Origin of the sequence: Microbacterium sp. AR7-10 (genome assembly GCF_001878835.1) — a bacterium.
Classification (GTDB): Bacteria; Actinomycetota; Actinomycetes; order Actinomycetales; family Microbacteriaceae; genus Microbacterium; species Microbacterium commune.
Genome location: NZ_MJIR01000071.1, coordinates 38,119 through 49,301, shown reverse-complemented (window position 1 = coordinate 49,301; position 11,183 = coordinate 38,119). Strand labels below are relative to the sequence as shown.

The following is an 11,183-nucleotide window of genomic DNA, read 5'->3' as shown; positions in this document are numbered from 1 at the left end:
CAGGGTGGGCTCGATCTCGACCCCGTCGAGATCGAGCCCACCCTGCTGCCGGGGCTGCGCATCGAGGTGCGCGGCGCGGATGCCGTGATCGCGGCGCCCGTCGCCCCCATCTACGAGACCCCGGAGGGGCAGCGCACGCTCGAGCAGCGGTATGCGTCGCAGATCGGGGCGGGGGAGAACGCGGTCTTCTTCGAGAGCTTCTACGGACAGACCGCCGGGTGCAATCCGCGAGCCATCGACCGGGTGCTCGCCGAGCGCGCGCCGGCGGTGATCAGGTACTGGAGCGTCACCGACCTGTCGGTGGAGGTGCCGGAGGGCGCGATCCCCGTCGTCGAAGGCGGACCGGAGTGGTGGCGCGCCCGCGCGGAGTCCCGCATCCTCGTGGTCAACGACTGGCTGCGACGGAGATTCGTGCGCAAGCCCGGGCAGATCGTGCTGCAGACGTGGCACGGCACGCCCCTCAAGCGCCTCGCGCTGCACCGGCCCGGGTTCGACCCGCGCCGGATGGCGGCGGTCTTCAAGGAGTCCCGCCGCTGGGACGTGCTGCTGGCGCAGAACCCGTATGCCGCGCGCATCCTGAAGAAGGCGTACGCGTTCTTCGGCAAGCCGATCTGGGTCGAGGGGTACCCCCGCAACGACGTGCTCGTGAACGGAGACCCGGCGCCGGTGCGCGAGGCACTGGGCATCGGCGCCGACGAGCGGGTCATCCTGTACGCCCCCACCTGGCGCGACGACCGCTCCGAGATGGTCGACTTCGTCGACCCGCAGCTGCTGGCCGAGCAGACCGACTCGGTCGTGCTGGTGCGCGGTCACTCGCGAACCATCCGGCCGGGGCGCGACCACGCCGGCGCGAGGGTCATCGACGTCACCGGGTACCCGGAGACGGCTCGGCTGCTGCTCATCGCCGATGTGCTCGTCACCGACTACTCGTCGGTGATGTTCGATTTCAGTGTCACCGGCCGGCCGATGTTCTTCCTCGTGCCCGATCTGCAGCACTACCGCGGCGAGCTGCGCGGGTTCTACTTCGATCTCGCCGAGCGTGCCCCTGGACCGCTCGTGCACAGTCAGGACGAGCTCGTGCAGGCGCTCGACGAGCCGGAGGTGCCCGAGGCCTACCGCGAGCGCTACATCGCGTGGCGCGCGCAGTTCAACCGGCGCGATGACGGGCACGCCGCCGACCGGGTCGTCTCGCGCATCCTCGACCAGGGCTGGCTCACGGTCTAGCCGGCCGCTACGGCAGCGGGGTGTTGCGCGACCCGAGCCGCGACGCGTCGACCGTGTCGCGCGCACCGCGCAGCGCTCCGCCGATGAACCCCAGACCCCACGAGAGGTGCATGGTCGGCAGCACGGCCATCGTCCACAGCCGTCGGCGCACCCCGCCCGGGCTCATCAGACCGACGCCGATGACCAGCAGCGCGTAGGCGAGCAGCGGCAGGTAGATCATCGAGGCGATGACGGCTGCGACGCCGCGCAGCACGCCGATGAGCTGCAGGATGCCGACGAGCAGGGCCGTCGCGCTGACGAGCACCAGGACCGGAGGAGCGAAGAAGCGCAGTCCGTTGCGCCGCCCGAAGCGGCGCACCAGCTCGCCGCGCCACGCGCCCGTGGCGCGGAACTGGCGGGCCAGACGCGACCAGCTCTCCCGCGGCCAGTAGGTGACCGACAGGGCCGGATCGAACCAGACCAGGTGACCGGCCTGGCGGATGCGCAGGTTCAGCTCCCAGTCCTCACCACGGCGGATCGTCTCGTCGAACAGGCCCACCTGCTCGATCACGTCACGGCGCATCACGCCGAGGTACGCCGACTCGGCCTCGCCCTCGTGCTCGCTGCCGTGGTACGCACCGCCGCCCAGACCCACGGGGGAGTTGTACAGCCGCGCCACGGCGCTCTGGAACGGGGTGCGGCCGTCGGCGCGCATGATCCCCCCGACGTTCGCGGCTCCCGTGCGCTGCAGCGTCTCGAGCGCTCGGCGCGCGTACCCGGGGGAGAGCTCGGAATGCGCGTCGACGCGGATGATGGTGGGATGCCGACTGGCCCGGATGGCGGCGTTCAAGCCCACAGGGATGTGCGCGGCGGGGTTGTCGACCAGGATGATCCGTGGGTCGTCATCGGCGAGGCGCCTGGCCAGCTCCGTCGTGCCGTCGCTGGAGGGTCCGAGCGCCAGCACGAGCTCGGCGGGACCGTCGATGTCCTGCTCGAGAACCGAGCGCACCGCGTGCTCGAGGTAGTCGCGCTCGTTCAGAACCGGCATCACGAACGAGACGCCGGCGGAGGTGATCCTGTCGTCATCCTGCACGTGTCGATCATGTCATGCGCGTTCGTCCCGCCGGCGCGGACGATTCGCAGGTCGGCTCCCGCATCCGGAACGGGCGGCAGCCCGCATCCCTCCGCCTGAGGGCGCTCGCGACCGCCCGGTATCCTGGAGGGATGGGTGTGGTCTCAGACGGCAAGAAGGCGTATCGACTGCTGCAGAAGGCACTGACCTCGCGCTCGGCCGTGCAGCGTGTGCGACGGCGTCTCGCCGCCCAGGGCCCGCACCCGGCCGGTCGCTACCGCATCGCGGTGTACTTCGCCGACGGCGCGGTCAACATGTATCAGATGCGCCAGTGGTACCGCCCCCTCGCCGAGCTCGCGAAGCGCTGGCCCGTCGTCGTGCTCTCGCGCAGTGCCACCGGAGCCGAGCGGCTGATCGAGGAGGACGCGCTTCCGGTCGCCTTCCTGCCCACGGTGCGCGACCTCGAGCGGTTCATCGCCGAGCAGGACATCCGCATCGTGCTGTACGTGAACCAGAACACCCGCAACTTCCAGATGTTCCGCTACGGCCGACGCTGGCACGTGTTCATCAACCACGGCGAGTCCGACAAGATGTACATGACCACCAATCAGTACAAGGCGTACGACTACGCCCTGATCGCGGGTCAGGCCGCCCGCGACCGGCTCAGCCGCACCCTGTGGGACTACGACCTCGACACGCGCACGATCGAGATCGGTCGGCCGCAGGCCGACCACTACTCCGGAACTCTGCCGTACACCCCCGACGAGCGCATGGTCGTGCTGTACGCGCCGACGTGGGAGGGGGATCGTCCCTCGGCGCACTACGGCTCGATCGCGTCGCACGGCGAGACCCTGGTCGCCGGGCTGCTCGCCACGGGCCGGCATCGGGTGATCTACCGTCCGCATCCGCGCAGCGGCGTCGTGGACCACGACTACGGCGCGGCGCACCGCCGCATCCTCGCCGCGATCGACCAGGCCAACACCGCCGACCCGCGCGCCCAGCACGTGTACGACGACGGTCCCGAGCTCGGCTGGCAGCTGGCCGCGGCAGACGTCGCCGTCGTCGACATCTCCGCCATGGTCTACGACCGGCTCGCCGCGGGCAAGCCGCTGCTGATCACGCGCCCGGCCGACGAGCGTGCCTCCATCGACACCACGGGGTACTTGTCGGCGTGCGAATGGCTCACCGTCGACGGCGCCGCGCGCATCGTCGAGGAGGTCGAGCGCGTCGCCGCTGACGACGAGGCCGTCGCCCGTCTGCGCACCTGGGTGCAGCACTACTTCGGTGACACCGCGCCGGGAGCCGCGACCGCGAAGTTCCACGGCGCGATCGAGCACCTCATGCGCACGTGGGACGAGTGGCATGCCAGGGATGCCGGTGGGACGGCATCCGACGCGGACGGCGGCGACGGCGCCGACGAGGACGACGACTGATGCAGCTTCCGCGCACGCGAGCGCTCGCCGACCCGCTCATCGTGCTCGACTCGTGCGGCTCCACCAACGTCGAGATGCGCGAGCGCCTCACCCGCGAGCGACTCGGCCATCTCGCCGCCCTGGTGACCGACGCGCAGACCGCGGGTCGGGGACGTCTGGATCGCACGTGGACGACGCCGCCGGGCTCCGCGCTCGCCGTCTCGGTGCTGCTGCGCGATCTGCCCGCCGACGCCGACGCGTGGGGCTGGCTCGCGCTGGCCGCGGGCGTTGCGATGACGGATGCCGTGGCAGCCCAGCTGCCGGCACACGATGTCGGCTTCAAGTGGCCCAATGATGTCCTCGTCGACGGGCGCAAGATCTGCGGCATCCTCGCCGAGGTCACCCCGGACGGTGTGATGGTGGGCAGTGGGGTGAACACCGCGATGACGACCGCCGAGCTGCCGGTGCCGACCGCCACGTCGTTCGCGGCGCTCGGCGCGGCTGCCGACATCGACCTGCTGCTCTCCGGCTACCTGGAAGCCCTGCGCGGCCTGGTCGCCGGGCTGGCCCGCGACGGGGCACGGGCATCCGGACTCCACGACAAGGCGGAGAGGCGCTGCCTCAGCCTCGGCCGCGACGTCGAGGTGACGATGCCGCACGGCGAGACGCTGCGCGGTCGCGCCGTGCGTCTGCAGGACGACGGGTGCCTCGTGGTCGACGCCGCCGGCGTCGAGCGGGCGGTGGCGTCGGGCGATGTCGTGCACGCCCGACTCGCCTGAGCCGACGCGCCCGGCGGCCTGCCGCGTACCCGGGGCGACGCGGGCACAATGGAGGGGTGACACAGCCCGTGACCCTCGGCGGCCGGCCGAACATGCCGCCGCCGGGCGCGCCCGCCGAAGAACTGCTCGTGGCGCGTCTGCGCAGCCATGCGCGGCGGCTCTTCTGGCCTGCGGCGCTGCTCGTCGCCACCGTCGGCGTCACCGCCTACCTCTACGACAACCTGCCTGAGGGGTACGAGAACTGGATGCTGCTCGCCGGAGCCGGCATCATCGTGCTGCTGCTCGTGGTGATGCCGTTCCTGTTCTGGATCTCGCGCACGTTCACCATCACCACCCGCCGGGTCATCGTGCGCGAGGGGCTCGGCTCACGCCGTCGCCGCGAGGTGTCGCACATGCGCGGCTACTCGATCAGCATCCGCCGTGGTCCGCTGCAGCGGGTGTGGGGCGCGGGGACGATCACGCTCAGCGACGGCGCCGACGAGCCGGTGCGGCTGGTGAACGTGCCCATGGCGAGCCTCGTGCACGAGGTGCTCGCCGATCAGATCGAGGTGAACCAGATCCTCGCCCATCGTGACGCGCAGTCCGCGAGCCGGGGGTATTGAGCGCCGATCGTCTTCCGCTCGCGACGGAGTGCGCGAGAATGGAGACGACGAAAGGGGCGCTGCATGACCGTGCGCGTGGGTGTGATCGGCGGAGGACAGCTGGCTCGGATGATGATCGCTCCGGCGGTCGAGATCGGGCTCGACATCCGGGTGCTCGCCGAGGACGAGGGGATGTCGGCGCAGCTGGCGGCGACCGCCGTCGGCGACTACCGCGACCTCGAGACGGTGCGCGCCTTCGCGCGCGACGTCGACGTCATCACCTTCGATCACGAGCACGTCCCGCAGGGTGTGCTCCGCGCGCTCGTCGCGGACGGCATCCAGGTGCATCCCGGGCCTGATGCGCTGCAGTACGCGCAGGACAAGCTGGTCATGCGCGCGCGTCTCGCCGAACTCGACGTGCCCCAGCCCGAGTGGGCTCCGGTGCGCGACGCGGGCGAGCTGCAGCGGTTCATCGACGAGCACGGCGGGGGAGCGGTCGTGAAGACGCCACGCGGAGGCTACGACGGAAAGGGCGTGCGCGTCGTGCGCTCGGGGTCGGACGCCGCCGATTGGTTCGCGTCAGCCGGCGGCGAGGCCCTGCTCGCCGAGGAGCTGGTGTCGTTCCGCCGCGAGCTGGCACAGCAGATCGCTCGACGGCCCAGCGGCGAGATGGTCGCCTACCCGGTCGTCGAGACCGTGCAGCGCGACGGGGTGTGCGCCGAGGTCATCGCACCGGCGCCGGGCACCACCGCGCGTGTGGTCGAGCTCGCCGAGCAGATCGGGCGCCGTGTCGCCGAGGGCATCGGAGTGACGGGCATGCTCGCCGTCGAGCTGTTCGAGACCGACGACGACCGCATCCTCGTGAACGAACTCGCGATGCGCCCGCACAACAGCGGGCACTGGAGCCAGGACGGCGCGGTGACCGGGCAGTTCGAGCAGCACCTGCGGGCGGTCGCCGACCTGCCGCTGGGCCGCACCGATCCGCGGCAGCCGTGGACCGTGATGATCAACATCCTCGGCGGACCCGCCGAGGGTTCGCTCGCCGACCGCTTCGCGCCCGCGATGCAGGAGTATCGCGACGCGAAGATCCACACCTACGGCAAGGCCCCGCGTCCCGGCCGCAAGGTCGGTCACGTGAACGTCTCGGGCGACGACCTCGAGGACGTCGTCTACACCGCCCGTGCAGCAGCAGCCCTGTTCGTCTGAGCGCGCGCGTGCCGCTGCGACCTTCTCCCCGCACCGCCCCGTAGCCTGTCATGGTGACTGAGCCACTGCACTCCTCGAGCACGCCCCTCGTCGGCGTCGTCATGGGTTCCGACTCCGACTGGCGCGTGATGAGCGACGCCTCCCAGGCGCTCACCGACTTCGGCATCCCGCACGAGGTCGAGGTCGTCTCGGCGCACCGCACGCCCGACAAGCTGATGAGCTACGGCCGCGAGGCGCGCAGCCGCGGCATCAGGGCGATCATCGCCGGGGCAGGGGGAGCGGCGCACCTTCCCGGCATGCTCGCCTCGGTCACCGCCGTGCCGGTCATCGGCGTGCCCGTGCCGCTCGCCTACCTCGACGGCATGGACTCGCTGCTGTCGATCGTGCAGATGCCCGCCGGTATCCCCGTCGCGACCGTGTCGATCGGCGGTGCGCGCAACGCCGGCATCCTCGCGGCGCGCATCCTCGGCACGTCCGACGCCGCGCTCGCCGACCGCGTCGAGGCCTACGCGCGCGATCTCGAGCAGCAGGTCGAGCAGAAGAACCAGCGGCTGAAGGACTCGCTGTGACGCTGGCCGTCCCGCACGCCCCGGCGCGAGGCGGGCGGCCTCTCATCGAGACCAGGCCCCTGCGATACCCGGATGTGTCGGACGGGGCGGTCATGGGCCGTCGCGGGTGGTGGCTCGTGGTGCTCAACGCCCTCCTCCCCGGCTCGGCGCAGGTGCTCGCCGGCAATCGCCGTCTGGGGCGCTTCGGGCTGGGAGCCACCCTGCTGGGTTGGCTGCTGCTCATCGTCGGCGCGGGAATGGGGCTGTTCGCGCAGGACGCGCTGGTGTGGTTCGTCACCGGGCCGCTGTCGTGGTTCGTGCTGACGTTGGTGCAGGTGCTGCTGATCGGGTACGCGATCCTGTGGGTGGTGCTGACCATCGACACCCTGCGGCTGGTGCGTCTGGTGCGGGTGCCGGGCTTCTCGCGGTGGACGATGGCGGTGGCATCCGTGCTGGTGCTCGGGCTCGCCGCGTCGTCGGCGGTCTACGCCTCCACCGCCGTGGCCTCGAGCCGGGGTGCGCTGACGACGATCTTCGGCAGCAGCGGGCCGAGTCTGCCGCCGAGCGAGGGGTACTACAACATCCTGCTGCTCGGCGCCGACAGCGGCGACGGGCGCGACTCGATGCGGTTCGACAGCATCTCGGTGGTCTCGGTGAACGCCGACTCGGGAGCCGTGACGATCACCGGCATCCCCCGCGACATGAGGGAGTTCCCGTTCGCGGAGGACAGCCCGATGCGCGACCCAGAGCTGGTCGGCTACGACTACCGCAACTACTTCGAGGGCCACGACGACCTCCAGTGCGGCTGGGGTGCGGGTGTCAACCAGCTCACCAATGCGGTCGAGGAATGCCGCAAGGACGGCGGGAAGTCGATCTATCCCGACGCCGCCGCGCACGATTCGACGCCGGCGATCGAGGCGACGAAGGATGCCGCAGAGGGGATCCTCGGCATCGAGATCCCGTACTACGTCTTCGTCGACATGGATGCCTTCGCCGCGCTCATCGATGCGCTCGGCGGGGTGGACATCACGGTCGCGGAGCGTCTGCCCAAGGGTGGCGGGCCGGCGTACCCCGGCCAGCCGGCCGCGGATTGGGCGATCGGCTGGATCGAGCCGGGGCCGCAGCACATGGACGGTGACACGGCGCAGTGGTACGCCCGGTCGCGGTACACGACGAGCGATTTCGACCGGATGAAGCGGCAGCGCGAGCTGCAGGTGGCGATCCTGCAGCAGTTCACCCCGCAGACCGTCCTGACCCGTTTCAACGAGATCGCCGCGGCGGGGACAGAGCTCGTGCAGACCGATCTGCCCACGAGCAAGCTGCCCGAGTTCTTCGATCTCGTCAAGAAGGCCAAGGGACAGCCGGTCGCCCAGATCGAGCTCACGCCAGACAACGGCATCGTGGAGGCCGAGCCCGACTACGCGCTCGTCCGCCAGATGGTCGACGCCGCGCTGCACCCGCCGACGCCGACTCCGACGCCGACGGGCTGACGACGCACCGGCCGCCTCGCGGACGACGCAACGGCCTGACGACCCGTCGGCCTAGGCGCGGGCGGTCGTGTGCGCAACCCCGTCGCATCGACGAGCATCCTGCGATCCAATGAACGGGTGATCCCAGACGACATCGACCGCGTCGCCCGCGAGTCCTTCGGCATCGACCAGCTCAAGCCCGCGCAGCGGGATGCGATCGAGGCGGCCATCGACGGTCGCGACGTGCTCGGCGTGCTCGCGACCGGGTACGGCAAGTCGGTGATGTACCAGATCGCCGCGACGCTGCGCGAGGGCGTGACGGTCGTCGTGTCGCCGCTGATCGCCCTGCAGGAGGATCAGCTGGTCGGGATCGAGAACGCACCCGACGCGCCTGCGGCGGTGGCGCTGAACTCGGCCGGGGGTGTGCGCCGCACGCGCGAGGCGTGGCGGATGCTGCGCTCGGGCCAGGCCGAGTTCGTGCTGCTCGCACCCGAGCAGCTGGCGAAGGAGGAGGTGATGGCCGCCCTCGCCGACCTGGAGGTCTCGTTGCTCGTCGTCGACGAGGCGCACTGCATCGCGTCGTGGGGGCATGACTTCCGGCCGGACTATCTCATGATCGGCGCGGCGGCGGAGCGCCTGGGTCGCCCGCCGGTGATGGCGCTGACAGCGACGGCGTCCACACCCGTGCGCGCGGAGATCGTCTCGCGGCTGGGCCTGCGCGATCCGTTCGAGAGCATCGGCGAGTTGGACCGGCCCGAGATCGCGCTCGCGGTGCGACGGCACACCCACGATGGCGACAAGCGATCGGCGGTGGAGGACGAGGTGGTCGCGCTCCCCAAGCCCGGCCTGGTCTACACCGCGACACGACGCGACACCGAGCAGTACGCCGAGCGGCTGCAGGAGCGCGGGCTGCGCGCGGCCGCCTACCATGCGGGCATGTCGGGAACGGCGCGGGGCCAGGTGCACGAGGATCTGCTCGGCGACCGGCTCGACGTCGTGGTCGCGACCTCCGCCTTCGGGATGGGCATCGACAAGCCCAACGTGCGCTTCGTGGTGCACGCCGACGCCCCGGAATCGGTCGACGCGTACTACCAGGAGGTCGGACGCGCCGGACGTGACGGCGAAGCCGCTCAGGCCACCTTGCACTTCCGCCCCGAGGACCTGGCCCTGCGGAAGTACTTCGCCGGGCGCAAGCCCGCCGGCGGCGAGATCCGTCGGCTGCTGCGCGCCCTCGAGGGCGGCCCCCGCAAGCGTGCGGAACTGGCAGAGGCATCCGGTCTCTCGGCCCGGCGCGCGACCGCACTGCTCGCCCTGCTCTCCGACACCGGGCACGTGCGGATCGGCCGCACCGGCGTCACGCTGCTCGCGCGCGGCGGCATCGGAGTGGCGGTCGCCGATGCGCTCGAGCGGGTCGAGGAGCGCGAGCGCATCGATCAGTCCCGGATCGAGATGATGCGCTCGTACGCCGAGACGCGCCGCTGCCGCAGGCAGGTTCTGCTCGGGTACTTCGGCGACGAGCTGGAGGGGCCGTGCGGCAACTGCGACACCTGCGCGGCGGGGGTGGCGGACGGCGGCGGTGAGGAGACCGGCGGTCGGGCGGTTGCTGGTTTCGAGGTCGATGACATCGTTCGGCATCGGGAATGGGGCCCCGGCACCGTGATGTCGGTGGAGGATGATCGGATGACGGTGTTCTTCGACGCCGAGGGATACCGGGTGCTGTCGCTGGAGCTCATCGAGGAGCACGGTCTGCTCGAGTCGGTTCCGAGCGCGGCGGAGGGCACGGCTACGCTGAAATCATGACTGTGCAGCTGCGTGTCGTGTACGACCAGACCGGTCTCGACGCCGATCTGGCGCGCGCTGCCCGGGATCTGACCGAGGGACTGATCCGCACTGCGCCGCGCGGCTGCGCCGTATCGGCGATCGTGCCGAACGGCACGGAGGCATCGATCGCCGGCCTGCGCGAGGTGCGCACGCTGCCCCTCGCCCGGCGTGAGCTGGCGGCCGCCTGGCAGATGGGCATCCCGGCCGGAGTGGGAGGCGGGCTCATCCACTCGCCCACGCTGCTCGCGCCGCTGGTGCGTCACGATCGGCTGCACGACAACGACCAGACGACCGTGACGATCTGGGATCTGTGCGCGTGGGAGGCTCCGGAGTCTCTGTCGAAGTCGACCGTCGCCTGGCAGCGCGCGATGCTGAAACGAGCGGTCAGGCATGCGGATGCCGTGGTCGTGCCCTCGCACGCCATCGCCGCGCGGCTGACCGAGATGGCTCCGCTCGGCGATCGCATCCGCGTGATCGCGGGTGCTGCGCCGGCCGGCTTCCGCGAACTCGCCCATGCGTCGCCGTTGCGCGCGGGGCCGCCGCTGCCCGAGCGCTACGTCGTCGTCACGGGCGATGGCGAGTCGTTCGCGGACGGCTTCCGCGCGGCTGCGCGAGCGGATGTGGATGCCGTGGTCGTGGATGCCCGGGAGGATGTCGGTGCTGCCCTGATCGAACTTGCTTCATCGGCAGGTCTGCTCGAAGCTCGAACCCACGTGGTCGATGGCCTCGATGAATCGTCGCGGGCGGCAGTGATCGCGGGAGCCGGCGCGGTCGTGGCGACCTCGCAGACGTCGGCCTGGCCGTGGCGGCTGGTCGAAGCGATGGAGCTCGGCGCGCCGATCGTCGCCGTGGACTCGGGGGTGCACCGCGACGTGATCGCCGACGGGGGAGCCGTCGTGCCCGCCGGTGAGGTCGACGATGCGCTCGTCGACGCGCTCGGTTCGGGAAGCGAACGGCTTCGTGTGCTCGGTGCGGACCGGGCGCGGGCCTTCTCCTGGGCGAGTGCGGCCGAGCGGGTGTGGGCGCTGCACGCGGAACTCTGAGAGTCGGCTACGAGTCAGTGCGACACGCCGGGCGAAACGTGCCGATATT

Annotated in this window: 10 protein-coding genes; 9 read left to right on the top strand and 1 reads right to left on the bottom strand. The window is 71.0% G+C overall.

The features are described from left to right. A partial coding sequence (locus tag BFN01_RS10060) for a CDP-glycerol glycerophosphotransferase family protein (protein ID WP_071643996.1) occupies nucleotides 1-1,224 on the top strand: 1,224 nt, incomplete at its 5' end. A gap of 7 nt (nucleotides 1,225-1,231) precedes the next feature. Here the strand turns inward: BFN01_RS10060 and BFN01_RS10055 are convergent. After that, the gene (locus BFN01_RS10055; protein WP_071644004.1) at nucleotides 1,232-2,251 is read right to left on the bottom strand and encodes a glycosyltransferase family 2 protein; all 1,020 of its coding nucleotides are present in this window, start codon (nucleotides 2,249-2,251) and stop codon (nucleotides 1,232-1,234) included. 176 nt (nucleotides 2,252-2,427) lie between these two features. On the opposite strand from BFN01_RS10055, the gene BFN01_RS10050 reads away from it, so the two are divergent. From BFN01_RS10050 to BFN01_RS10015, 8 genes are all read left to right on the top strand, one after another. Continuing rightward, complete coding sequence (locus tag BFN01_RS10050; RefSeq protein ID WP_071643994.1) at nucleotides 2,428-3,708, top strand: CDP-glycerol glycerophosphotransferase family protein; 1,281 nt, start codon at nucleotides 2,428-2,430, stop codon at nucleotides 3,706-3,708. After that, entirely contained in the window at nucleotides 3,708-4,466 is a 759-nt protein-coding gene (locus BFN01_RS10045; protein ID WP_071643992.1) for a biotin--[acetyl-CoA-carboxylase] ligase, read from the top strand. Before BFN01_RS10050 ends, BFN01_RS10045 begins: the two co-directional genes overlap by 1 nt. A 56-nt stretch (nucleotides 4,467-4,522) precedes the next feature. Further along, entirely contained in the window at nucleotides 4,523-5,068 is a 546-nt protein-coding gene (locus BFN01_RS10040; RefSeq protein ID WP_071643990.1) for a PH domain-containing protein, read from the top strand. A 63-nt stretch (nucleotides 5,069-5,131) separates the two neighbouring features. Beyond that, a complete protein-coding gene (locus BFN01_RS10035) occupies nucleotides 5,132-6,253 on the top strand; it encodes a 5-(carboxyamino)imidazole ribonucleotide synthase (protein WP_071643988.1) in 1,122 nt (373 codons plus the stop codon). A 101-nt stretch (nucleotides 6,254-6,354) separates the two neighbouring features. Continuing rightward, nucleotides 6,355-6,822, top strand: coding sequence for a 5-(carboxyamino)imidazole ribonucleotide mutase (gene purE / locus BFN01_RS10030; RefSeq protein ID WP_071644002.1), 468 nt, complete (start codon nucleotides 6,355-6,357; stop codon nucleotides 6,820-6,822). Continuing rightward, on the top strand, nucleotides 6,819-8,291 hold the full coding sequence (locus tag BFN01_RS10025) for an LCP family protein (protein WP_071643986.1): 1,473 nt from the start codon (nucleotides 6,819-6,821) through the stop codon (nucleotides 8,289-8,291). The genes purE and BFN01_RS10025 overlap by 4 nt, the downstream gene beginning before the upstream one ends. 117 nt (nucleotides 8,292-8,408) lie before the next feature. After that, nucleotides 8,409-10,070, top strand: a complete 1,662-nt coding sequence (locus BFN01_RS10020) for an ATP-dependent DNA helicase RecQ (RefSeq protein ID WP_256221112.1) — start codon at nucleotides 8,409-8,411, stop codon at nucleotides 10,068-10,070. Continuing rightward, nucleotides 10,067-11,134, top strand: coding sequence for a glycosyltransferase (locus BFN01_RS10015; protein WP_071643982.1), 1,068 nt, complete (start codon nucleotides 10,067-10,069; stop codon nucleotides 11,132-11,134). Before BFN01_RS10020 ends, BFN01_RS10015 begins: the two co-directional genes overlap by 4 nt. Nucleotides 11,135-11,183: the final 49 nt, after the last annotated feature.